Annotated in this window: 21 protein-coding genes; 7 read left to right on the forward strand and 14 right to left on the reverse strand. The window is 69.7% G+C overall.

Annotated elements, in window-relative coordinates; translation table 11 throughout:
• The first annotated feature begins 15 nt into the window (after window positions 1-15).
• Complete coding sequence (locus ABTW65_RS08365; RefSeq protein WP_350659555.1) at window positions 16-465, forward strand: arsenate reductase ArsC; 450 nt, start codon at window positions 16-18, stop codon at window positions 463-465.
• On the opposite strand, the gene ABTW65_RS08370 is transcribed toward ABTW65_RS08365, so the two are convergent.
• Complete coding sequence (locus tag ABTW65_RS08370; RefSeq protein WP_350659557.1) at window positions 452-1774, reverse strand: NAD(P)-binding domain-containing protein; 1323 nt, start codon at window positions 1772-1774, stop codon at window positions 452-454. The two genes, ABTW65_RS08365 and ABTW65_RS08370, sit on opposite strands and share 14 nt — an antisense overlap.
• Before the next feature lie 89 nt (window positions 1775-1863).
• Between ABTW65_RS08370 and ABTW65_RS08375 the strand changes: the two genes are divergently transcribed.
• Window positions 1864-2214 (forward strand): ArsR/SmtB family transcription factor, encoded by a 351-nt coding sequence (locus ABTW65_RS08375; protein ID WP_350659559.1) that lies wholly within the window; start codon window positions 1864-1866, stop codon window positions 2212-2214.
• A gap of 16 nt (window positions 2215-2230) precedes the next feature.
• On the opposite strand, the gene ABTW65_RS08380 is transcribed toward ABTW65_RS08375, so the two are convergent.
• Window positions 2231-2689 (reverse strand): MarR family winged helix-turn-helix transcriptional regulator, encoded by a 459-nt coding sequence (locus tag ABTW65_RS08380; protein WP_350659560.1) that lies wholly within the window; start codon window positions 2687-2689, stop codon window positions 2231-2233.
• Window positions 2690-2746: 57 nt separating this feature from the next.
• Between ABTW65_RS08380 and ABTW65_RS08385 the strand changes: the two genes are divergently transcribed.
• On the forward strand, window positions 2747-3082 hold the full coding sequence (locus ABTW65_RS08385) for a hypothetical protein (RefSeq protein WP_350659562.1): 336 nt from the start codon (window positions 2747-2749) through the stop codon (window positions 3080-3082).
• 55 nt (window positions 3083-3137) lie between these two features.
• On the opposite strand, the gene ABTW65_RS08390 is transcribed toward ABTW65_RS08385, so the two are convergent.
• Entirely contained in the window at window positions 3138-4721 is a 1584-nt protein-coding gene (locus ABTW65_RS08390; protein ID WP_350659565.1) for a 4-hydroxyphenylacetate 3-hydroxylase family protein, read from the reverse strand.
• A gap of 32 nt (window positions 4722-4753) precedes the next feature.
• Complete coding sequence (locus ABTW65_RS08395; protein ID WP_350659567.1) at window positions 4754-5329, reverse strand: flavin reductase family protein; 576 nt, start codon at window positions 5327-5329, stop codon at window positions 4754-4756.
• Between the two features lie 189 nt (window positions 5330-5518).
• On the opposite strand from ABTW65_RS08395, the gene ABTW65_RS08400 reads away from it, so the two are divergent.
• Window positions 5519-6463 (forward strand): AraC family transcriptional regulator, encoded by a 945-nt coding sequence (locus tag ABTW65_RS08400; protein ID WP_350659569.1) that lies wholly within the window; start codon window positions 5519-5521, stop codon window positions 6461-6463.
• Window positions 6464-6479: 16 nt separating this feature from the next.
• Here the strand turns inward: ABTW65_RS08400 and ABTW65_RS08405 are convergent, their stop codons facing one another.
• From ABTW65_RS08405 to ABTW65_RS08435, 7 genes are all read right to left on the reverse strand, one after another.
• Entirely contained in the window at window positions 6480-7376 is an 897-nt protein-coding gene (locus ABTW65_RS08405) for a LysR family transcriptional regulator (RefSeq protein WP_350659570.1), read from the reverse strand.
• Window positions 7377-7556: 180 nt separating this feature from the next.
• On the reverse strand, window positions 7557-8375 hold the full coding sequence (locus ABTW65_RS08410; RefSeq protein ID WP_350659572.1) for a YceI family protein: 819 nt from the start codon (window positions 8373-8375) through the stop codon (window positions 7557-7559).
• A 6-nt stretch (window positions 8376-8381) separates the two neighbouring features.
• Window positions 8382-10832, reverse strand: coding sequence for an MFS transporter (locus tag ABTW65_RS08415; RefSeq protein ID WP_350659574.1), 2451 nt, complete (start codon window positions 10830-10832; stop codon window positions 8382-8384).
• Between the two features lie 24 nt (window positions 10833-10856).
• Window positions 10857-11303 carry a MarR family winged helix-turn-helix transcriptional regulator gene (locus tag ABTW65_RS08420; RefSeq protein ID WP_350659576.1) on the reverse strand — a complete coding sequence of 149 codons (447 nt, stop codon included), beginning with the start codon at window positions 11301-11303 and terminating at the stop codon, window positions 10857-10859.
• 77 nt (window positions 11304-11380) lie between these two features.
• Entirely contained in the window at window positions 11381-12136 is a 756-nt protein-coding gene (locus tag ABTW65_RS08425) for a class I SAM-dependent methyltransferase (protein ID WP_350659578.1), read from the reverse strand.
• A gap of 64 nt (window positions 12137-12200) precedes the next feature.
• The gene (gene gnd / locus ABTW65_RS08430; RefSeq protein WP_350659580.1) at window positions 12201-13658 is read right to left on the reverse strand and encodes an NADP-dependent phosphogluconate dehydrogenase; all 1458 of its coding nucleotides are present in this window, start codon (window positions 13656-13658) and stop codon (window positions 12201-12203) included.
• Between the two features lie 57 nt (window positions 13659-13715).
• Window positions 13716-14393: a TetR/AcrR family transcriptional regulator gene (locus ABTW65_RS08435; RefSeq protein ID WP_350659583.1), complete on the reverse strand. Its 678-nt coding sequence runs from the start codon at window positions 14391-14393 to the stop codon at window positions 13716-13718.
• Between the two features lie 112 nt (window positions 14394-14505).
• Here ABTW65_RS08435 and ABTW65_RS08440 point away from each other — a divergent pair, with 112 nt between their 5' ends.
• Window positions 14506-15660, forward strand: coding sequence for an acyl-CoA dehydrogenase family protein (locus ABTW65_RS08440; protein WP_502890552.1), 1155 nt, complete (start codon window positions 14506-14508; stop codon window positions 15658-15660).
• 9 nt (window positions 15661-15669) lie between these two features.
• Here ABTW65_RS08440 and ABTW65_RS08445 read toward each other — a convergent pair whose 3' ends face one another.
• Window positions 15670-16710: an AurF N-oxygenase family protein gene (locus tag ABTW65_RS08445; RefSeq protein ID WP_350659586.1), complete on the reverse strand. Its 1041-nt coding sequence runs from the start codon at window positions 16708-16710 to the stop codon at window positions 15670-15672.
• Window positions 16711-16795: 85 nt separating this feature from the next.
• Entirely contained in the window at window positions 16796-17461 is a 666-nt protein-coding gene (locus ABTW65_RS08450) for a DUF2470 domain-containing protein (RefSeq protein ID WP_350659587.1), read from the reverse strand.
• 175 nt (window positions 17462-17636) lie between these two features.
• Here ABTW65_RS08450 and ABTW65_RS08455 point away from each other — a divergent pair, with 175 nt between their 5' ends.
• The gene (locus ABTW65_RS08455) at window positions 17637-18644 is read left to right on the forward strand and encodes an NAD(P)-dependent alcohol dehydrogenase (protein ID WP_350659588.1); all 1008 of its coding nucleotides are present in this window, start codon (window positions 17637-17639) and stop codon (window positions 18642-18644) included.
• A gap of 75 nt (window positions 18645-18719) precedes the next feature.
• Here ABTW65_RS08455 and ABTW65_RS08460 read toward each other — a convergent pair whose 3' ends face one another.
• Window positions 18720-19895 (reverse strand): 4-hydroxybenzoate 3-monooxygenase, encoded by a 1176-nt coding sequence (locus tag ABTW65_RS08460; RefSeq protein ID WP_350659589.1) that lies wholly within the window; start codon window positions 19893-19895, stop codon window positions 18720-18722.
• A gap of 182 nt (window positions 19896-20077) precedes the next feature.
• On the opposite strand from ABTW65_RS08460, the gene ABTW65_RS08465 reads away from it, so the two are divergent.
• Window positions 20078-21931: an AMP-dependent synthetase/ligase gene (locus ABTW65_RS08465; RefSeq protein ID WP_350659590.1), complete on the forward strand. Its 1854-nt coding sequence runs from the start codon at window positions 20078-20080 to the stop codon at window positions 21929-21931.
• Window positions 21932-22031: the final 100 nt, after the last annotated feature.

Below are 22031 nucleotides of genomic sequence, written 5' to 3' on the forward strand. Positions count from 1 at the left end.
CCCAGGAGTGCCTCGATGAACGCTGATGCATCACCGACCGACAACAAGCCGGGCGTCCTCTTCCTCTGCGTCGAGAACGCCGGCCGCTCCCAGATGGCGCTCGGCTTCTTCGCCCACTACGCCGGCGACCAGGCGATCGGCTGGTCCGGGGGCTCGGCTCCGGCCGCGGCCATCAACCCGGTCGCCGTCGAGGTCATGGCCGAGCTCGGGATCGACATCTCCGGGGAGTTCCCGAAGCCCTGGACAGACGAGGTCGTCCGCAGCGCCGACGCCGTCATCACCATGGGCTGTGGCGACGCCTGCCCGTTCTACCCCGGCAAGCGCTACGAGGACTGGAAGGTCACCGACCCGAAGGGCGGCGGCATCGAGCACGTACGCGGCATCCGCGACGAGATCGAGCAGCGCGTGCTCACCCTGCTCGACGAGCTCGGCGTGACCCCGCAGCGCTCGATCACGAGAGAGTGATCGGCGTCCGGCTGATCGTGAAGATCTCCTCGCTCGGCGCGGCGGTCCCGCAGCAGCCGCCGCCGTTGGCGCTCTCCGGGTCGTCGAAGACGCCGGCGCCGCCACAGACCCCGGTGTCGGGGAGCTCGAGCTCCACCCGGGCGGCTGCGTCGTGGTCGCCGGCGAGCTCGGCCACCACGCTGCGTACCTGCTCGTAGCCGGTCATCGCCAGGAAGGTCGGCGCGCGGCCGTAGGACTTCATCCCGACGAGGTAGAGGTCGGGCTCGGGCTGGGCGAGGTCCTTGGCTCCGGTCGCGCTGACTGAGCCGCACGAGTGCAGGTTGGGGTCGATCTGGACCGCGATGTTCCGCGGCGCCTCCAGCGTCGGGTCGAGGTCGAGGCGCATCTCGCTCAGGAATCCCAGGTCGGGACGGTAGCCGGTGAGGACGACGATCTGGTCGGCCTCGATCGTGCGGCCGTCCTCGGCCGTGACCGTGGCGCCGTCGACCCGCTCCGTGCGGAACCCGGTCACCAGCTCGACCGAGCCGTCCTGGACCGCCTTCCTGGCTCGTACGCCGAGGGCGCCCCGCTCCGGGAGCTCGTCGGCCTCGCCGCCACCGAAGGTGTTCGTCGAGACCGCGCGGCGGATCGCCCAGGTGATCTTCGTGCCCGGCTGCTCCTTGGCGATGGCGGTGAGCTCGTTGACGGCGTTGAAGGCGGAGTCACCGGCGCCGATGACGACCGTGTGTCGGCCTGCGTACGCCTCGGGGTGGGCGCGGTCCGGGACGGCGTAGCCGAGCGCGCCCGCGGCGTGTGCCGCCCGCTCCCCGAGCGCCGGGAGCCCGTCGGCGCCGGCTGGGTTGGGCCGGCGCCAGGTGCCGGAGGCGTCGATCACGGCTCGCGCCTCGATGCGCTCCTCGGTGCCGTCCGCACCGGTCACGTGCAGGACGAACGGCTGCTCGGCGCGGTCGGCGTCGACCAGGCGGTCACGGCCCTTGCGGGAGACGCCGGTGACCGTGGCGCCGTAGCGGACATGGTCGCCGAGGGCGTCCGCCAGCGGAGCGAGGTAACGCTCGCGCCACTGCGCACCGGTGGGGTATCCCTTCTCGGTCGCGGTCCAGCCGGTCGGCTCCAGGAGCCGGGCGGCGGCCTTGTCGACGAGCTCGGGCCAGGCCGAGAAGAGACGTACGTGGCCCCACTCGGCGACAGCTGCCGCAGGCTCGCTCCCTTGCTCGAGCACGAGCGGGGTCAGGCCGCGCTCGAGGAGATGGGCAGCGGCCGCGAGGCCCTGGGGGCCGGCGCCGATGACGGCAACGGGAAGGTCGGTCATGATGCTCCTCAGATTCAAGAACGTCGATATGACGGCGACCCTAGGCGACGTATCGACGTTCGTCAATATCATTCGGTAGACTCGTCCTCATGACCGTTCTTCCCGTGCTTCCGTCCGCCGCCGTCGCGTGCTGCTCGCCGGTGACCGCAGGCGTCCTCGACGACGCCCAGGCCGAGGCGCTGGCGCGGATGTTCAAGGCGCTCGGCGACCCCAACCGGGTCAAGCTGCTCTCGATCATCGCGGCCGCCGAGGACAAGGAGGCGTGCGTCTGCGACCTCACCGAGCCGGTCGGGCTGTCCCAGCCGACGGTCTCCCACCACATGAAGCTGCTGGTCGAGGCCGGGCTCGTCACCCGCGAGCAGCGCGGCCGGTGGGCCTACTTCTCCATCGTCCCCGGTGTCCTCGACTCGCTTGCGGGCGCGCTGGCGTCCGGCTCCTAGAACCCTGCGCCTGGGTTCACTGGGTCGCTGCGGCGATGACCTCCAGCAGCCGGCGGTGGAGCTCCATGAGCTCATCGACGCTCATGTCGAGACGCTCGACGATCGCGGGCGGGATCTTCTCGGCGTCGTCACGGAGCGCGCGCCCGCGCTCGGTCAGCACGACGGCGAGCGAGCGCTCGTCGAGCTTGTTGCGCTCGCGGCGGATGTAGTCCTGGGCCTCGAGACGTTTCAGCAGCGGGGAGAGGGTGCCGGGATCGAGCTGGACCTTGCGGCTCAGCTCGGAGACCCGGAGAGGCTCCTCCTCCCAGAGGGCCAGCATGACCAGGTACTGCGGGTGGGTCAGCCCCATCGGCTCGAGCAGCGGTCGGTAGAGGGCGATGACGCTGCGGGCCGCGACGGCCAGGCCGAAGCAGACCTGTTGATCGAGAGCCAGCGGGTTTTCGATCTCCGAGAGCGGATCCTTCTTCGTCGGCATGTGAGTTAGCGTACCAATAGTTGGTGCACAAACAGTTCGCCTGGTAAGTATTAGACCGTGAACGATCAACCGCGACGACCACGCCACCTGATGGACCCGGACAACCCGATCCGGCCGGTCAACGACAAGTCGCTCACTCACGTGAAGCAGTGGGTCGCGTCCGTGCTCGTCGTGTTCACCGTCGCCCACCTCGCGGTCGGGCTCGTCATCGGTGCCGTGGCGATCGACCCGGTCTACCAGAGCTCACGGATCGGGCTGTGCATCATCGCGGCGGCCTTCGGGCTGCTGGGTCTGGCCGGCGGGTTCCTCATCCACCGGCGCAGCCCATTCACGCCTTGGCTGATCCTCGGGATCCTGCCCGCCGCCGTGGGCCTCTGGATCGTGCTGCGCTGAGGGCAACGCCTGATCAAGGCGTCCGATCGAGGCGCCGCCCTCAGCGGGGAGCAGGTCAGAACAGGTCGGGCACGGTCCAGCCGTCGAGGTCGTACTCGGCCAGGAACTCGTCGGCGAGTCCCTTCATCGCGTCCACCCCGCCGCGGTTCTGGGCGGCGAAGAGGAGCTCGGCCTTCACGTTCTCGTGGTTGCCGGAGTAGTTGCGCTCGTAGAGCTCGTGGCGGCCGCCGAACTCGGAGCCGATCGAGTCCCACAGGGCCTTCATGACCTTGACCCGGTCGACGGCGGTGATGCCGTTGGAGCCGCGGACGTACTTGTCCAGGTACGGCCGCACCTCGGGGCTCTTGAAGTCGGCGGCGCCGGAGGGCAGGTAGATCAGCCCGGAGGCGACGTCCTGCTCGATGATCTCCTTGACCCGCGGATAGCCGTGGATCATGAACATCCGGTACGTCAGGCCGTACTCCAGCTTCGGGATGACCGCGTCGCCGACCCACGGCTCGGGGTCGCGGGCCATCGACTCGGTCAGCGACCAGAACAGGTTGCGCCAGCCGATCACCTCACCCACCCGGGTCTGTACGCCGCGGAAGCCGCCGGAGCCGGTGGCGTCGAGCGCCTTCATCAGCAGGCCGGCGATGAAGTCGAGCTTGACGGCCAGGCGGGTGCATCCCTGGAAGGTGAACCGCGGCAGGAACCCCGACTGCGGGAAGAACGCGTTGATCCGGTCGACGTCGCCGTACATGAAGACGTTCTCCCAGGGCACGAGCACCTTGTCGAAGATGAAGATGGTGTCGTTCTCGTCCATCCGGCTCGACAGCGGGTAGTCGAACGGCTCGCCGTTCTGGGCCGCCTGCTCGGTGTAGGAGGAGCGGCAGATCAGCTTGATGCCGGGGGCGTCCATCGGGACCGTGCAGATCAGCGCGAACTGCTTCTTGCGGATCGGCAGTCCGTAGTGGGCGATGAAGTTGTAGTTGGTGATCGCGCTACCGGTCGCCACGACCTTCGCGCCGGAGACGATCAGGCCGGCGTCGGTCTCCTTCTCGACCTTCATGTAGACGTCGCCGACCTCGTCCGGCGGCAGCTGGCGGTCGACCGGCGGGTTGATGATCGCGTGGTTCCAGTAGAGGACCTTCTCCTGGGACTCGCGATACCAGCGCTCGGCGTTGTCCTGGAACGGGGCGTACAGCTCCTTGTTGGCGTGCAGGGTGCCGAGGAAGCTGGCCTTGTAGTCGGGGGAGCGGCCCATCCAGCCGTACGTCATCCGGGCCCAGCGTGCGATCGCGTCGCGCTCCTTGAGTAGGTCGGCCGAGGACGTCGGCGTCTTGAAGAACGGCATCGTGATGCCGCCGTTGCCGGTGTCGGTCGGCACGGTGAGCTCGTCGACGTGCGGGCCGGTGTGGAGCGCGTCGTAGAGGCGCGCGGTCATCCGCACCGGGTTGCGGAAGGCCGGGTGCGTGGTGACGTCCTCGACTCGCTCGCCGTGCAGGTAGATCTCGCGGCCGTCGCGCAGGCTCTCGATGTACTCATCGCCGGTCATCGGGCGGGAGGCGAAGTTGGTCTGCTGGTTCGCGGGCGAGCCGGCGGCCGGATTGACGGTCGGCGGCCCGTCGGGCTGGGTCTCCGGGGCGAGGGTGTCGGTCATGGTCTTTCTCCTTGGATCGGGTCTCGGTCGGATCAGTAGTGGGTGGATCGCGGGATCGCGGGGACTTCGATGGCGGTGAACGACGTGGTCGCGTCGAACCAGCCGGTGTTCGGGTCGTCCTGGCAGCCGAGCCAGACGACCTCCGAGGACGGGTTGCCGATGTGGTGGAAGGCGCTGTCGTGGAAGAGCAGCGGCTTGCGGTCGGTGGTGATCACCTCGACGACCTCCCCGAGGAACAGCAGGTGGTCCCCGCCGTCGTCGGTGCGCCACGGCCGGCACACCAGCGTCGCGGCTGTCCCGCCCAGCCGCGGCGCGGTCGCGCCCTCGCGCCAGGGGAGAGGGTCGCTGCAGGGGCGGCCGGCGAAGTGCATGGCGACATCGCTCTGGTCGGCGGCCAGGACGTTGACCGCGAAGGCCTCGCCCTCGAGATAGGCGGCCGCCTTGGACGTACGTGTCAGGGCGACCTGCACCAGCGGCGGGTCGAGCGAGATCGGGGTGAAGGCCGTGACCGTGGCGCCGTGGTGGGCGCCGTCGGGGGTGCGGCAGGTGATCACGGTGACGCCGGTCGCGAAGCGGCCGAAGGTCGACCGCAAGGTGCGTGGGTCCATGGTGCTCCTCCTTCGTCGGGGCCGCGGGTCTGTGGCGGCGGTCACGTTGGAGGCGACGTTAGATCCGGATCACGAGGGCGGCGATCCGCTGGGCGAACGGGCTATCCGGATTGCGCACCGGGTTTCCGGACGCTCTCGGCGAGGGGTGGATGCGCTGTTAATGTGAAGGACGTCACTAGGGGGTGACAGATGGGCGTGACCAGCACACTCACCGCATCATCCGGCTCGTCCGGCGACATGGAGAGCTTCTCCGACGAGGTCGCCCGGGCGTACTTTCCGCATGCCCTGATCATGCGCGGCCGGCCAGCGCGGCCGGCGGAGCTTCGTGCGGTCGACCTCGGCCCCGTCCGGCTGACCCGGATCGGCTGGGGCGCGGAGGTGTCGGTGGAGTCGGATCATCCAGGTGCCTGGGCGGTCAACGTCCCGCGCAGCGGTGTGCTCGAGGCCAACGTCGGCGGCGCCCACGTGCTCTCGCTCGACGGCCAGGCGACGGTGTGCCCTCCCGACCGGCAGACGAAGATGACGCGCTGGTCGGCCGACTGCTCGATCGTCGGGATGCGCGTCGACCGTGACTACCTGGTCGAGGAGGTGGCGGCCCTGGTCGGCCTGCACACCGACCGGCTGCCCGCCCAGCTCGACCTGCGTGCCGATGGCGCCCGGGCCTGGATCGGCCTGCTCGGCTCGCTCGGCACCGAGGCTATGCGCAACCCGGCGCTGGTGGGCGACGAGCGGGTGCGTCGCCGGTTGGCGGGGACGCTGACCGCGGCCTTCGTCGCCGCCTGCTTCCCCGAGGAGCCGGCCGTCGGCTCCGTCCAGCCGCGGATCGTCTCCCGTGTCGTCGAGGCCATGGAGGCCGACCCGGCGCGCGAGTGGGCCGTCTCCGATCTGGCCCGCGAGGCCGACGTCGGCATCCGTCGACTCCAGCAGGGCTTCCAGCGCTACCTCGGCCGCACCCCGACCCAGAAGCTGCAGGAGATCCGCCTCGAACGGGTCCACGCCGATCTCCTCGCCAGCCGTGGCGACACGGTCGCCGAGGTCGCGTACCGCTGGGGCTTCACGCACCTCGGCCGCTTCGCCGCCGCCTACCGGCAGACCTACGGTGTGACGCCTTCGCAGACCCTGCGCTGCCGCTGAGCCCGCGCCGAGTCGGCTAGCTGTTGCTGAGGCCGGCCAGGATGGCGAGCGCGCGGGCGAGCAGCGGGCTCTCGTCGCCGGCGCGGGTGGCGGCGACGAGCTCGACGCCGGGGGTGCCGGTGAGGGGGACGTACACGACGCCCGGGACGGCGAGGGCCGCCGTGGGCTCGGGGACGATGGCGACGCCGAGACCTGCGGCCACGAAGGTGACCAGGGTGGAGGTCTCGGCGACCTCGTGGGCGATGTGGCTGCGGACCCCGGCGGCGTCGAAGAGCTCCTGGATCATCGCGTTCATCGCCGAGCGGCCGCTGCCGGCGTGGATGACGAGGCCTTCGCCGTCGAGGTCGGCGATGCGTACGCGGCGACGGCCAGCGAACCGGTGGTCTTTCGGCATCGCCACCAGCAGGCTCTCCTGGCGCAGGTGGGTCATCGAGAGGCCGGGGCCCCCGGAGTTGCCCGTGGGCAGAGGACGAAGCAGGCCGAGGTCGAGGGTGCCGTCGATGAGCGCCCCGGCCTGGTCCGGCGAGAGCATCTCGCCCCGGAACCCGAACTCGACCTCGGGCAGCTCGGCGCGCAGGGTGCGCGCCAGGGCCGGCAGCAGCGAGTACGTCGCCGACCCGACGCACCCGATCAGCAGACGCCCGCGCCGCCCCGAGGCGATGCTCGCGGCCTCGTGGGCGGCGGCGTCCACGGCGCCGAGGATCTCCCGCGCCCGTTCCAGGTACGCAGCCCCGGCCGGGGTCAGGTCGACCCGTCGCGTCGTCCTGGTGAGCAGGGTCAGCCCCAGCTCGGCTTCGAGCTGGCGGATCTGCTGCGACAGCGGCGGCTGCGCCATGTGGAGCCGCTCGGCCGCGCGGCCGAAATGGCGCTCCTCGGCGACCGCGACGAAGTAGCGAAGATGGCGCAGCTCCATGCACTCATATTCGCAGAGTCTCAGTCGGCCGTCAGTGATCAACCTGCCGAGCCGTCACCCCCGCCGGCCGAGGCGTCACGTACGTCGGCCGAGGCGTCACGTACGTCGGCCGAGATGGCACCGCATTGCCAACTCGGCCGACGCAACTGACGTCTCGGCCGACCTAACTGACGTCTCGGCTCAGGTTGGCAGGGAGTCGCCCTGGACGGCCTGGATGTCCAGCTCCACCTTGAGGGTCGTACCGATGGCGGCGATGCCGGCGGCGACGGCTTGGTTGTAGTTCATCGCGAAGTCCTCGCGGCGCAGCTGGGCGGTCGCGCGGAAGGCGGCTCGGGTGCCGCCCCAGGCGTCGGGGCCGGTGCCGAGGTAGGCGACGTCGAGGTCTACGGAGCGGGTCTGGCCGTGCATCGAGAGCTCGCCGTGGACGGTCCAGCGGTCCGAGCCGGCCGAGGTGAGGCCGGTGGAGCGGTAGACGATCTCGGGGAACGCCTCGACATCGAGGAAGTCCCCGCTGCGTAGATGGTCGTCGCGCATCCGGTTGCCGGTGTCGATCGAGGCGGCACGGATGACTGCCTCGACGCGTGACTTCTCCAGATGGTCCGGCGCGATCTCGACGACCCCCGCGAAGTCGGTGAACCGGCCGCGCACGCTGGAGATGCCCAGGTGCTGCGCGACCGCGCCGACGGTGGAGTGGGCGGGGTCGATCGTCCACGGACCAGGGGCCGGGAGCGAGGTGTCTCCCTGACGGGTCAGGGTGACGGTGCCGAGCGCAGCCTTCCCCGAGGCCGTGACGATCGCGGTCGCCGCGGTGGGGGACCACCCGATCGCGGTGACGATCGCGACGTACGGCCCGGGGGAGAGGACGGTGTCGTCGGTGACGACACCGTCCTCGTCGGCCTCGGCGCGCAGCACCTGACCGCCGGCCGTGTCGGTGAGGGTGACGACCGCGTGCGCGACGGCCCAGCCGTCGCGGGTGCGGATCTGTGCGGTCAGAGCCATCGCGGATCAGTCCTCGGGGTGGGAGAGGACGATCTCGTGGCCGTCGACGCCGTGACCGGTGAGGCTCACGGCGCTGGCCGCCGGCGGGTAGCTGGTCGCCAGGACCGTGTACTCGCCGCCGTCGAGGTCGGCGAAGGCGTACGCCCCGTCTGCTCCCGTCGTCGCGGTCCCGGCCACGTTGCCGGCCGCGTCGACCAGCGTCACCCGAGCGTCGGCGAGGGGCCCGAAGGCCGCCTTGACGACACCGGTCAGGCGAGCGCCGGTGACCATCTCCACCTCGATCCGGGTCACACCGGTGGCGCCGATCTCGATCGGCACCGCGCGCGGGCGGTAGCCCTCGGCGTTGACCGCGACCGTCGCCGGTCCCGGGACCAACTCATCGATGAAGAAGGTGCCGTCCGCGACGGTCGTGCCGGTGGAGAGCAGGTCGCCGCGTACGTCGGTCACGATCACCATCGCGTCCTTGACCGGCGCGCCGTCCTCGCCGCCGCGCACGATCCCCTTGAGGCCCGTGGTGCCGCTGAGCAGGAGGTCGTACGCCACCGGCTCACCGCCCACGACCACCGTGGAGGCCTGCGGCTGGAAGCCGTCGGCCGAGGCGATCAGGACGTACGTCCCCGGCCCCGGCGCGTCCACCGCGTAGGAGCCGTCGGCGTGGGCGACCGAGCGGCCGAGCTGGCGCCCGGAGAGCGAGATCAGGGTGACCGCTGCGTGCGGGATCGGGATGCTCCCGGAGCCGCGGACGAAGCCATGCAGCGCGATCCCGTTGGCGACCGGCGCAGGGGCGGCGGCGTGCTGCTCGGGCACCCCGGCGACGGCCTCGGCGACCGCTGCGGGCCGGTCGACCTCGGCCGCCTCTTCGGCAGCCTGGGCGAGCCCGCCCTTGGTCTTCAGCGGGACCTCCTTGATGAACACCACGAACAGCAGCGCAACGACGGCCGCCCCGGCGGCGACCAGGAAGATGTCGGCGATGCCGTGGCCGTACGCACTCTCCAGCACGGTCCGCAGCGGCTCGGGGATCTTGTCGATGTCCGGGATCTCGCCCGAGGTGCCCTGGGCCAGCGTGGCGTAGCGAGGACCGAGGTCGGCGAGGCCGTCCTGGACGTAGTCGGTGACCCGGTGGGCCATCAGCGCGCCGAGCGCGGAGACGCCCATCGCGCCGCCGAGGCTGCGGAAGAACGTCACCATGGAGCTGGCCGCGCCGAGGTCGGCGGGCGCGACCTGGTTCTGCGTGGAGAGGACCAGGTTCTGCATCGTCATGCCTACGCCGAGGCCGAGGAGCGCCATGAAGACGGCGACGTGCCAGTACTCGGTGTCGTAGCGGATCGTGCCGAGCAGGCCCAGCCCACCGACGATGAGGATCGCGCCGACGACGAGCCAGGCCTTCCACTTCCCGGTCCGGGTGATGACCTGGCCCGAGATGGTCGAGGAGAGGAACAGCCCCGCGATCATCGGGATCGTCATCACGCCGGCCATCGTCGGCGACTCGCCGCGGGCCAGCTGGAAGTACTGGCTGAAGAAGATCGTGCCGGCGAACATCGCCACACCGACGAAGAGCGAGGCGAGCGAGGAGAGCGTGATCGTCCGGTTGGCGAAGAGTCGCAGCGGGATGATCGGCTCGGCGGCCTTCGACTCGACGAGGACGAAGATCAGCAGGAGCAGCACGGAGCCGCCGACCATGGCCGCGGTCTCCCAGGAGGTCCAGTCGTACTTGTCGCCGGCGAAGGTGACCCAGACGAGCAGTAGGCAGACGCCGGCCGCCATGAAGAACGCGCCGGCCCAGTCGACCTTGACGCCGTCGCGCTTGATGACGGGCAGGTGCAGGGTCTTCTGCAGCACGATGAAGGCGATGACCGCGAACGGGATGCCGACGTAGAAGCACCAGCGCCAGCCGAGCGAGTCGGCGTCGGTGATGACCCCGCCGATCAGCGGACCGCCGACGGTGGCGACCGCGAAGACGGCGCCGAGGTAGCCCGAGTAGCGGCCACGCTCACGCGGGGAGATCATCGCGGCCATGATGACCTGAGCGAGGGCGGTCAGACCGCCCATGCCGATGCCCTGGACCGCCCGGGCGGCGATGAGCTGCCCCGGATTCTGGGCGAGACCGGCGACGGCCGAGGCCGCCACGAAGAGGACCAGCGCGATCTGCATGAGCAGCTTCTTGCTGAACAGGTCGGCCATCTTGCCCCACAGCGGGGTGGTGGCCGTCATGGTCAGCAGGGAGGCGGTGACCACCCAGGTGTAGGCAGACTGCCCGCCGCCGATGTCGGCGATGATCTCGGGCAGAGCGTTGGAGACGATCGTGGAGGAGATCATCGCCACGAACATGCCGAGCAGCAGACCCGAGAGCGCCTCCATGATCTCGCGGTGAGACATCTGACCGTGCGAGGTGGGCGAGCCCGCGGACGGGCCTCCCGGTGGACCGGCGTGAGTCCGTTCGGCTGTCGTCGTTGCCATGGACTTCCTTTCTGGTGGTGCTGGCTAGTTGCTGGTGGTGCCGCAGTGGCCGAGGCTGTCGCGGAGCTTGGTGACGAGCCGTACGAGTTCATGTACGTCGCTCTCGTCCCAGCCGCTGAGCCGGTCTGCGATCAGGTCGGTGAGCTGGTGGGAGGCGTCGTCGAGCAGGTCGCGCCCGGCGTCGGTGAGACGGAGGATGCGGGAGCGTCCGTCGGCCGGGTTGGGGGAGCGCTCGATCCAGCCCTGGTCGGCGACGCACGCCACGTGTCGGCTGGTCACCGAGATGTCCACGGCGAGCAACTCGGTGAGCTCGCTCATGGTCATGTCGCCGTGCCGGCGCAGCATCGTCAGCACCCCCGCGGAGCCGGCCGACAGCTCGGGCGGAAGCCTGCGTACGAGGCCCTTCCGTACGGCTCCGACCTCGCTGAGCTGATGGATCAGCTCCTGGTACGTCGCGTGCCCGATCATCATCCCTCCAAGTTGGTTGACTTTTACAACCATATGGAGGATAGGGGTCCGATGCAAATCCGGCAGTACCCGGCGTGTTGCTAGGCGACGGTGCCGCGGGCCGCCCAGGCCGTCGCGGTCACGGTGAACGGGCCGTTGCCGAACCGGCGCCGAGCGACCTCCTCGAGCGCGGTGCGCCCGGCGTCGTCGAGGGACTGCACGTAGTCGCCGGCAGGCCCGACCCCGAAGGTGTAGGGGTCCCACCAGTCCTCGAACGTGGGGTGCGTGACGCGTACGACCAGGCCGCTGGGCTCGACCTTGCGCAGGCCGACCTTCTTGAACAGCTTCTCGAGATCACCCAGCCGGGAGCCGGCGAGAAGTGCCTCGTCCTCGGCCTCCGGGTCGATCTCGTGCACGCACGCCCAGAACGGCGCGACGGCACCGGTGTCGCCGTCCCAGACGCACGCCGCGACGGTGCCGCCGGGCCGGGTGACCCGGATCATCTCCTTGATGCCGGCCTCCGGGTCGGTCATGAAGTGCACGACGAGCTGGGCCAAGGAGGCGTCGAACCAGTTGTCGGCGAAGGGCAGCGCCTCGGCCACGCCGGTGTGCACGTCAACCCGGGCAAGCTGCCGCGCGACCGCCTCGATGAAGGGCGGCGAGGGGTCGATGGCGGCCACCAGGTGCGCCTCGGTGAGAGTCACGAGATGACGGGTGAGCGTGCCCGGGCCGCAGCCGACGTCGAGCACACGCTGACCCATGCTGACCCGGGCGAACTCGGCGAAGTGGGGAGAGAGGGGTTCGGCGTAGCGCCCCATGAAGCGGGCGTATCTCTCTGCGGCCACGTCGAACGCCATGCTTCAGGCTAGGTCCGCCGTTCGCTACGCCGACAGCCCCAAGTTCGGTATCTCCGGGTGCGCGCTAGTGGGTGGAGGGCGTCGTCGGGATCTCCGAACGGTCGTCGGACCACAGCGTGTGGAAGGTGCCGTCCTTGTCGACGCGCTTGTAGGTGTGGGCGCCGAAGAAGTCCCGCTGGCCCTGGATGAGCGCGGCCGGGAGCCGGTCGGCGGCGAGCGAGTCGAAGTACGCGAGCGCCGAGGAGAACCCGGGGGCGGGTACACCGGAGGCCACCGCGATCCCGACGACGCGCCGCCACGCCTCCTCGCCGGACGCGACCGCATCGGCGAAGTAGGGGTCGACCAGCAGCGTCTCCAGGTCGGGCTTGGTGGCGTAGGCGTCCACGATCCGGTTGAGGAAGCGGGCCCGGATGATGCAGCCGGCGCGCCAGATCTTGGCGAGCGCACCGAGGTCGATGTCCCAGCCGTACTCCTTCGCCCCGGCCACGATCAGATCGAACCCCTGTGCGTAGGCGACCACCTTCGAGGCGTAGAGGGCAGCGCGTACGTCATCGACGAACGTGTCGGGGACCTCGGGCGTCTTCGGGCGTGAGGTGACCGAGGCCCGCATCGCGCCGCGCTGGGCGGGCTTGGAGGAGACCGCCCGGGCGAAGACGGCCTCGCCGATGCCGGAGACGGGGATGCCGAGGCCGAGCGCGTTCTGCACCGTCCAGACGCCGGTGCCCTTCGAGCCGGCCTCGTCGAGGATGACGTCCACGAGCGGCTGGCCGGTCTCGGCGTCCTTCTGGGCGAGCACCTCCGCGGAGATCTCGATCAGGTAGGACTCCAGGTCGCCGGTGTTCCAGTCCTTGAAGACGTCCACGAGCTGCTCGACCGAAAGCCCGCCGACCCGCCGGAGGAGGTCGTAGGCCTCCGCGATCAGCTGCATGTCGGCGTACTCGATGCCGTTGTGGACCATCTTCACGAAGTGGCCGGCGCCGTCGGTGCCGACATGGGTCACGCACGGCTCGCCCTCGGCGACCGCGGCGATGCTCTTCAGGATCGGGCCGAGCGTCGTCCAGGCCTCGGCCGAGCCGCCGGGCATGATCGAGGGGCCGTTGAGCGCACCCTCCTCGCCACCGGAGATGCCGGTGCCGACGAAGTTCAGGCCACGCTCACGCAGCTCGCGCTCGCGGCGGATGGTGTCGTTGAAGTTGGCGTTGCCGCCGTCGACGATGATGTCGCCCGGCTCGAACCGCTCTGCCAGCTGCTCGATCACCGCGTCGGTGCCCTTGCCGGCCTGGACCATGATGATCGCCGTACGCGGCTTGGCCAGCGTCGCGACGAAGTCGTCGATTGTCTCGGAGGCGAGGAAGCCGGCCTCGGGATGCTCCGTGATGAGCTCATCGGTGCGGGCGTAGGTGCGGTTGTAGACCGCCACCGTGTTGCCCTCGCGAGAGGCGAGGTTGCGGGCCAGGTTGGACCCCATCACGGCCAGGCCCACCACGCCGATGTTCGCGGACCTGTTGTCGGTGTTCGGCATCGCTGCTCCTCGTTGCTGCTTCTATGCTGCGTCTGTTGACGGGCAGGGTCGCCACCATCATGCCCGTGGGGTGAACACCATGTCCTCGGGGATCTCGAGCCCGAGCTGGGCGAGCAGGTCGAAAAGCACCCCGGCGACCTGCCGGGTGAGCCGTTCGACCACCTCGTCGCGGGTCTCGTCCTCGTGGTCGAGCCACCAGATGATGCTGGCGTCGACCATCCCCATCAGGCCTGCGAGGACGCCGTCGGGCGGCTCACCGTTGAGCTCGGACTCGCTCAGGTAGCCGTGCATCGCCTCGACGAGCTCGTTGAGGAACCGGGTGCGCCCCATCCGGGCGCGGTGCAGTGCCTTGGTCTGCTGCTGGGCGGCGACGAAGCGGTAGAGGTTGGGATGCTCGGCGGCCCAGTCGACGCATGGCGCGATGACCCCGCCGATCACCTCGCGCGGTGTTCCGGTGCGAGCCAGGTTGGGACGTACGCGGCGCAGCAGCTCGTTCGCGGCGAATCGGGTCACCTCGGCGTCGAGCTGGTCCTTGCTGGCGAAGTGCCGGTAGACGTTGGGGCGCGGCAGCCCGGCTCGTTCGGCGATCTGTGCCATCCCGACCGTGGGGCCGGCCTCCTCGATCGCCTCGACCGCCGCGAGCACCACGCGTGAGCGTCGTGAGTCGTCCTCGAGGGCCTCTTTCGCCGAGCGGCGCCGCACTGTCGAGTCGACCCACTTCGCAACGTCCACCACGTGTTCACCGTAGCGCTGATACACCTTGTATCCGGTTCCGGTACGGTGATACAACCTGTATCCAGCACATCGTGTCCCACGTACTTGTGGGTGCCGACCGGAAGGAATGCCCGTGACCCGCCGCTCTCCCTGGATGGACCAGGACCTCGAGGACCTGCGCGACCTCGCCCGCACCTTCTGCGAGAAGGAGATCAAGCCCAACATCGAGTCGTTCATCGCCAACAAGCAGGTCGACCGCGATCTGTGGCGCAAGGCCGGCGAGGTCGGCCTGCTCTGCCTCTCCGTGCCCGAGGAGTACGGCGGCGGTGGCGGCACCTTCGCCCACGAGGCCGTGGTGATCGAGGAGCAGGCCCGCGTCGGCGACTCCTCGTGGGGTGCCCCGCTGCACAGCGGGATCGTGGCGCACTACCTGGTGGCGTACGGCACCGAGGAGCAGAAGCAGGAGTGGCTGCCCAAGATGGCCAGCGGGGAGGTCGTCGCCGCCGTCGCGATGACCGAGCCCGGCACCGGATCGGACCTGCAGTCGATCACGACGAAGGCGATCCGCGACGGCGACGACTACGTGGTCAACGGCGCCAAGACGTTCATCACCAACGGCCTCCAGGCCGACATGGTGCTGGTCGCGGTGAAGACCAACCCGGAGGAGAAGGGCGCCGGGATCTCCCTGGTCATCGTCCCCACCGACACCCCGGGCTTCCGGCGTGGCCGGGTGCTGAACAAGATCGGCATGAAGGGTCAGGACACCTGTGAGCTCTTCTTCGACGACGTACGCATCCCCGCGACCAACCTGCTCGGCAGCCAGGAGGGCGAGGGGTTCGTCCAGCTGATGCTGCAGCTGCCGCAGGAGCGCCTGATCGTCGCGCTCGGCTGCGTCGCGGCGATGGAGTTCGCCTACGCGGAGACGATCGCCTACGTCCACTCCCGCACGGCCTTCGGCCGCCCGGTCTTCGGCTTCCAGAACACCAAGTTCACGATGGCCGAGGTCGCCACCGAGGCCCGCGTGGCCCGCTCGTTCATCGACGAGTGCATCGAACTGCATATCAAGGGCGAGCTCGACATTTCGACGGTCGCGATGGCGAAGTACTGGTGCTCGGAGCGGGCCATGAAGGTCGTCGACAAGTGCGTGCAGATGCACGGCGGCTACGGCTACATGGAGGAGTACCCCATCGCCCGCGCCTTCACGGACCTGCGCGTCCAGCAGATCTACGCCGGCACGACCGAGATCATGAAGGAGATCATCAGCCGATCGCTGCCGGTCCCGGCCTGAGGCCTGGGCCTAGGCCGCTGCGCTGGGCGGCTCGGCGCGGAAACGCGCCGGCCGTCCATCCACGCCGAGCACCTTCCAGGACCACCGCGTCAGCGGCGTACGCAGCCCGAGGTTGTCGAAGAGCATCCGGACGTCGGCGAAGAGATGACGGCGGAACGCGGCGGCCTCGGGCCCGGTGCCCCAGACCTCGCGAGCGACCGAGTCGGGCAGGCCCATGAGCTCCCGGTCGGCGCGCGAGGGGATGATGATCGCGTCGGAGCCCAGACGCATCGCGAGCGGGGTGAGGAGGCCGAGGGCCAGGCGCGAGACCGGGTTGAGCGAGGGGGCGTGCTCCTCGAGCCAGGCGTGCGCGAAGCCGATGTGGCGGGCCTCCTCGGCGATGTGGATGGCCATGATCTGGTCCAGGAGCGGATGGGTCCCGCCGGCGCGCATCGCCTCCTTCTGCACGTGGTCGATCGGCTCCTCGCCGGCCAGGATGATGGCGAAGAAGAGGGCGGGGTAGAGCCCGCCGAGGTGTCCCACGAGCGGAATGGAGCGCATCAGCCATCCCGGTGCGCCCGCGACGTCGGGGCAGACCCGGTTGGTGAACTCCTGGAACATCTGGATGTGGTGGGTCTCCTCGGTGAGCTCGTGCATGAAGTAGCGGAACTCGGGGTCGCCGTTGTCGACGCCCATCAGGAACTGGGTGCCGCCGAGGAGGAGCAGCTGCTCGAACTGGGAGCCGGTCTTCACGATTGCGGTGAGGCGGTGCCTGCCGACCTCGATCTGCCGTGCCTTGGGCAGCGACTGGTACCACGGGTGGGCGCCGAGCAGGTCGATCGTGGGCAGGATCCAGCGCTCGTCGTCCTCGGGCAGGGCCATCTCGGGGGCGTCCCAGTCGACGTCCTTGAACGCGTTGAAGTACATCTCGACCGACGCCTCGGACAACGTACGCAGCGTCTCGTCGTACTCCCTGCGGGGCACGGGCCTGGTCGGCGCGATCATCCGGACCGGGGTGCCGGCGACGGCACCCACGTAGCCACCGATCGAGCGAAGTGTCTGCACAACCATCCGAGCCTCCTTGCACGACGTTGATACGTCACCAAGGTACATGGGATTTGTGTACCAGGAAACAGGTTGGGTGCGTGTGTTCCGCTCAGCAGATCTCGGCGGCGAGGGCCTTCCGGACGCCGGCGACGAGGTCATCCGGCGTCCTGGCCGGGCGGTCGAACGTGGTGCGCGCGCTGTGCGCCCCGCCCTCGTCCACCCACTGGAACTCGAAGCCTTCGGCGCTGAGCCCGGTGATCTGGGCGGCCAGGATGGTGTCGACCGGGATGTAGGAACGGGTCGCGACCGCCTCGCGCAGCTCGTTGCCGTGATGGTTGTTGAGGTGGTCCTGGTTGCGGTGGAGCACACCGTCGTTGAGGTCGAGGTCGCGGTCGGTGAATGCGTTGAGGGGGATCGGGACCGCCTCGCCCGTGCGGCGGACCAGCATGACGTTGGAGACGTCCATGACCACCTCCTCCCACTCCGTCTCGCAGCACGTGCAGGCATCCGTACGCAGCCACCGCAGCGCGCCGGTAAGGCGAACCGCCTCGCCGTTGCCGAGCATGCCTTGGAGGACCAGCACGACATGGCTGCCGCGACGCCCGGCGTACGCCATCCGCTGCTCGGGAGGGCACAGGAACGTCGGGCGCCCGCCGTCGTCGGCGAAGCCCTGCATCTCCAGCTCCTCCATCGAGTAGGGGATCCCGTCGATCACCACGCTGCCGCCACGGGGGCATGACAGGATGCTGCGGGCAATGCTGGCGGTCGAATCCATGGCACCTCCTGTTTAGGTAAGGCTTACCTAAACACGACTGCGGCTGATCGAGCAAGAGCCGCTGCTCACATCCTCGGGCGATCCCTACCCAATCCCGGTGAGCAACCGTCGCCGCCATCTGTCGTTGCCCGCTCGGCCCCTAGCTTGCGGACACCCCCTCTGAAAGCAGCTGAACATGGTCACCGAGCACAACGCCACGTCCACCAAGATGCGCGCGATCGTCCAGACCAGGTACGGCGATGCCGGTGACCTCCACCTCGGGAGCATCGAGGTTCCCGAGGTCGCGGACAGCGAGGTTCTCGTACGCGTCCACGCCGCCGGGCTCGACCGCGGCACCTGGCACCTGATGACGGGCAAGCCGTACCTGATGCGGATCGCCGGAATGGGTTTCAAGGGGCCCAAGGACCGGGTGCCGGGTCGCGACCTGGCGGGCGTGGTCGAGGCGGTCGGGTCCGCGGTCACGAAGTTCGCGATCGGCGACGAGGTCTACGGCATCGGCCGGGGCACCTTCGCCGAGCACGCTGTCGCGCCGGAGGCCAAGCTCGCCCACAAGCCGACCCGGCTCTCCTTCGAGCAGGCCGCGGTGGTGCCGATCTCGGCCGGCACCGCGCTGCAGGCCCTGACGGATCAGGGTCACCTCGAAGCCGGCCAGTCGGTGCTGGTCATCGGCGCGTCCGGCGGTGTCGGCAGCTATGCCGTCCAGGTCGCGAAGGCCCTCGGCGCCGAGGTCACCGGCGTCGCCGGCACGGAGAAGCTGGACCTGGTCCGCTCGCTCGGCGCCGACCATGTCATCGACTACACCCAGGCCGACTTCGCCGACGGCACCAGCCGCTACGACCTGATCCTCGACATCGCCGGCAACCCCGGCCTGTCCCGGCTGCGGCGAGCGCTGACCCCGACCGGCACTGCGGTGCTGGTCGGTGGCGAGCACGGCGGCGACCTCACCGGAGGCATGAACCGATCCCTCCGGGCGCTGCTGCTCACGCCGTTCATCGGTCAGCGGTTCGCCATGTGCATCTCCAAGGAGCGCGCCAGCGACCTGGAGCGGCTTGCCGGTTTCTTCGAGGCCGGCACCGTCGTCCCGAGCCTCGGCCACACCTTCCCGCTCGACGGCGTCCCGGAGGCCATGCGTCTCCTCGACTCCGGCGACGTACGCGGCAAGGTCGCCATCACCACGACCTGAGTCGCGCCAAGGACCGGGCGCTTCAGGTCGTGAGCTATCTGGTCACCGGCTGACCAGGCGGGCCCCGCGGACCACTCAGAAGCCGATCGGCAGACCGGCGTAGTTCTCCGCGAGCCCGGCGGCGGCGTGCTCGCTGGAGGTCACCCAGCGCAGTTGGGAGAGCTGGAGCTGGGTGTCGAACGGGTCCTCAGCGGTGTGCAGCATCGTGGTCATCCCCCAGGAGAAGTGGGTGCAGCGCCAGACGCGGCGCAGCGCCGTCTCGGAGTAGTCGTCGGCCAGGCGGGGGTCGCCCTTGAGCAGCGCGGTGAGCGCGGGCGCCAGGAGCGCCACGTCCGCGACCGCGAGGTTGAGCCCCTTGGCGCCGGTAGGCGGGACGATGTGGGCGGCGTCGCCGGCCAGGAAGAGCCGGCCGTGGCGCATCGGCGTCGAGACGTGCGAGCGCATCGGCAGGACGCTGCGGTCGGTGATCCGGCCCGGCTGCAGGCTCCAGCCGTTCTGGCCGTGGCCGAGCCGGGCGGCGAGCGCATCCCAGATCTGGTCGTCGGACCAGGTCGCCGGGTCGGTGCCGTTGGGCACCTGGAGGTAGAACCGCGAGACGCTCTCCGAGCGCATCGAGTGCAGCGCGAAGCCCTCTGGGTGCCAGGCGTAGATCAGCTCGTCGGTCGAGGGTGCGACGTCGGCGAGGATGCCGAACCAGCTGTACGGGTAGGTGCGGTCCCAGCTCTCCCGGGCCGGGATCGCGGCGCGGCTGGGGCCGAAGGAGCCGTCGCAGCCGACGATGACATCCGCCCGGATCCGCTGGGGGAGCCCGGCGGCGTCGGTGAAGGTGACTGAGGGCCGGTCGGACTCGATGTCGTGCAGCGCGGTGTCGCTGACCTCGTAGTGGATGATCTGCCCGGCGGCCTTGCGGACGTCGATCAGGTCCTTCTGCACCTCGGTCTGCCCGTAGACGTAGACAGCTCGACCGACCAGGTCGACGAAGTCGAGGTGGTGGCGCTCCTCGGGCCACTGCAGGTAGATCCCGCGATGCTTGTCGGCGTCGCGAGCCAGCCGGTCGCCGAGACCGACCTCGGTGAGCAGATCGACGCTGGACTGCTCCAGGATCCCGGCGCGGATCCGGGCCGCGACGTACTCCTCCGACCGGGTCTCCACCACGACCGAGTCGACCCCGTCGGCGGCGAGGAGATGGCTCAGCAGCATCCCTGCGGGGCCGGCGCCGACGATCACAACCTGCGTACGTTCTTCTGCCATGGGGTGAGTCAACCCCTGTTCGGGCAGCCGCCGCCAGAGCGCTCTTCCGCTGGATGGAAAACGCTCCAGTGGGGTGGATTTCCAAATAGCGCGGACGGGCTCTTGTTTCCGGGCCAACTCGTCCCTACGGTCGAGGCACCCCGATTGTGACCCGAGTCACAACCCATAGAAGGAGCGCCCCGATGCCCGACGTCCTCGCCGACCGCGCCGCCATCGAGTCCCAGATCGGCGACCAGACCATGGTCGACGTACTCGCCAAGGTCGTCGCCGAACGCGGCCCCGAGCCGGCCTTCTCCGACCGGCACACCGCCGACGGCACGGGCTGGCGCACGCTGACATGGGGCGAGCTGCATCAGCGCGCCCGCGAGCTCGCCGCCGCCTACATCGCGGCCGGTCTCAAGCCGGGGGAGTCGGTCGCGATCATGGCCGCCAACCGCATCGAGCACGTCGTCGCCGACATGGCCACGGTGCTCGCCGGCGGTGTCCCGATCAGCATCTACAACACCCTCGCACCCGACCAGGTGGGCTACGTCGCCGAGCACGCCGACCCGCGGATCGTGGTACTCGAGACCGACGACCACGTCGCCCGCTGGGCGCTCGGGCTCAAGCGCGAGGAGGTCGTACGCGTCGTCACCATCGACACCGCCGTGGAGGACGATCCGCGCGCGGTCGCCTGGGACGACTTCGTGGCCTCCGGCGCGGCGGCGCTGGGCGAGGTCGGCGAGGAGCTGGACGCACGCAGCGCCGCAGTGACCCCGGATGACACTGTCACGATGCTCTACACCTCGGGCACGACCGGGCAGCCGAAGGGCGTGGTGCTGACCCACCGCAACATCGTCTTCGAGACGACTAGCTCGCTGACGGTCTCCGGCGTGGAGGAGCCGGGGGTGCTCGTCTCCTACCTGCCGTTCGCGCACATCGCCGAGCGGGTGCTCAGCCTCTACATCCCGCAGTTCAACGGCGGCCACGTCTACCTGGTCCAGGACCCCGCCCTGCTGCTCGGCACCCTCCAGGAGGTGCACCCGACCAGCTTCTTCGGGGTGCCGCGGGTGTGGGAGAAGATCCGCACCGGAGTCACCGCGCTGCTCGCCGCCGAGACCGACGAGACCAAGAAGGCCGGCGTCGAGAAGGCGATGGCGGTCGGGCTGGCCTACGTCGAGTCGCAGCAGTTCGGGCAGACCACCTCACCTGAGCTGCAGGCGCAGTTCGAACAGGTCGACGCGGCCGTCCTGTCGACCATGCGCGCGCTGCTCGGTCTCGACAAGGTCGAGTGGGCCGCGAGCGCGGCCGCACCGATGCCGCTCGAGGTGGCGAAGTTCTTCGCCGGCCTGGGGCTGAAGATCTACGACGTCTACGGGATGACCGAGACCACCGGCGCGGCCACCGGCAACGGGCCGGAGGCCTTCCGGCTCGGCACCGTCGGCCGCGCCCAGCCCGGGATCGAGCTGCGCATCGCCGATGACGGCGAGATCCTGTTCCGTGGCCCGATCATGACCCCGGGTTACGTGAACCGCCCCGATGCCACCGCCGCGCTCTTCGACTCCGAGGGCTGGCTGCACACCGGCGACATCGGCTCGCTCGACGAGGACGGCTTCCTCACCGTCGTCGACCGCAAGAAGGAGATGATCATCAACTCCGCGGGCAAGAACATCGCGCCCTCCAACATTGAGAACCTCCTCAAGGAGAGCCCGCTCGTCGGCCACGCGATGGTGGTCGGTGACGGCCGCTCGTACGTCGTCGCGGTCCTCACCCTCGACGGCGAGATCGCTCCCGTGGTCGCTCAGAAGCTCGGCGTCGAGGCCGGCTCGCTCGCCGAGCTGGCCCAGCACCCGGTCATCCGGGGCGCCGTGGCCAAGGCCGTCGACGCCGCCAATGCCCGCCTCTCCCGCCCCGAGCAGGTCAAGGCCTTCGAGCTGCTCGGCCAGGAGTGGACCGCCGAGTCCGAGGAGCTCACCCCGACCTTGAAGCTCAAGCGGCGCGTGGTGAGCAAGAAGTACGCCGACGTCATCGACGGGCTCTACGCCGCGCAGGAGTGAGTGCTGCCGCGCGCCGCAGATAGTCCGGGACGATCCGGTCCGTTACTCACGGGTAGATGGGATGGAACGTCCCGGACTACCTCTTGCGGGCTTGCGTCGG

Source organism: Nocardioides sp. NPDC127503, from assembly GCF_040302165.1.
GTDB lineage: Bacteria > Actinomycetota > Actinomycetes > Propionibacteriales > Nocardioidaceae > Nocardioides.

Bases quoted from the DNA above. Each gene is read 5' to 3' on its own strand.
- ABTW65_RS08365 (WP_350659555.1), top strand. From the start codon at position 16: ATGAACGCTGATGCATCACCGACCGACAACAAGCCGGGCGTCCTCTTC.
- ABTW65_RS08370 (WP_350659557.1), bottom strand. From the start codon at position 1,774: ATGACCGACCTTCCCGTTGCCGTCATCGGCGCCGGCCCCCAGGGCCTC.
- ABTW65_RS08375 (WP_350659559.1), top strand. From the start codon at position 1,864: ATGACCGTTCTTCCCGTGCTTCCGTCCGCCGCCGTCGCGTGCTGCTCG.
- ABTW65_RS08380 (WP_350659560.1), bottom strand. From the start codon at position 2,689: ATGCCGACGAAGAAGGATCCGCTCTCGGAGATCGAAAACCCGCTGGCT.
- ABTW65_RS08390 (WP_350659565.1), bottom strand. From the start codon at position 4,721: ATGACCGACACCCTCGCCCCGGAGACCCAGCCCGACGGGCCGCCGACC.
- ABTW65_RS08395 (WP_350659567.1), bottom strand. From the start codon at position 5,329: ATGGACCCACGCACCTTGCGGTCGACCTTCGGCCGCTTCGCGACCGGC.
- ABTW65_RS08400 (WP_350659569.1), top strand. From the start codon at position 5,519: ATGGGCGTGACCAGCACACTCACCGCATCATCCGGCTCGTCCGGCGAC.
- ABTW65_RS08405 (WP_350659570.1), bottom strand. From the start codon at position 7,376: ATGGAGCTGCGCCATCTTCGCTACTTCGTCGCGGTCGCCGAGGAGCGC.
- ABTW65_RS08410 (WP_350659572.1), bottom strand. From the start codon at position 8,375: ATGGCTCTGACCGCACAGATCCGCACCCGCGACGGCTGGGCCGTCGCG.
- ABTW65_RS08415 (WP_350659574.1), bottom strand. From the start codon at position 10,832: ATGGCAACGACGACAGCCGAACGGACTCACGCCGGTCCACCGGGAGGC.
- ABTW65_RS08420 (WP_350659576.1), bottom strand. From the start codon at position 11,303: ATGATGATCGGGCACGCGACGTACCAGGAGCTGATCCATCAGCTCAGC.
- ABTW65_RS08425 (WP_350659578.1), bottom strand. From the start codon at position 12,136: ATGGCGTTCGACGTGGCCGCAGAGAGATACGCCCGCTTCATGGGGCGC.
- gnd (WP_350659580.1), bottom strand. From the start codon at position 13,658: ATGCCGAACACCGACAACAGGTCCGCGAACATCGGCGTGGTGGGCCTG.
- ABTW65_RS08445 (WP_350659586.1), bottom strand. From the start codon at position 16,710: ATGGTTGTGCAGACACTTCGCTCGATCGGTGGCTACGTGGGTGCCGTC.
- ABTW65_RS08450 (WP_350659587.1), bottom strand. From the start codon at position 17,461: ATGGATTCGACCGCCAGCATTGCCCGCAGCATCCTGTCATGCCCCCGT.
- ABTW65_RS08455 (WP_350659588.1), top strand. From the start codon at position 17,637: ATGGTCACCGAGCACAACGCCACGTCCACCAAGATGCGCGCGATCGTC.
- ABTW65_RS08460 (WP_350659589.1), bottom strand. From the start codon at position 19,895: ATGGCAGAAGAACGTACGCAGGTTGTGATCGTCGGCGCCGGCCCCGCA.
- ABTW65_RS08465 (WP_350659590.1), top strand. From the start codon at position 20,078: ATGCCCGACGTCCTCGCCGACCGCGCCGCCATCGAGTCCCAGATCGGC.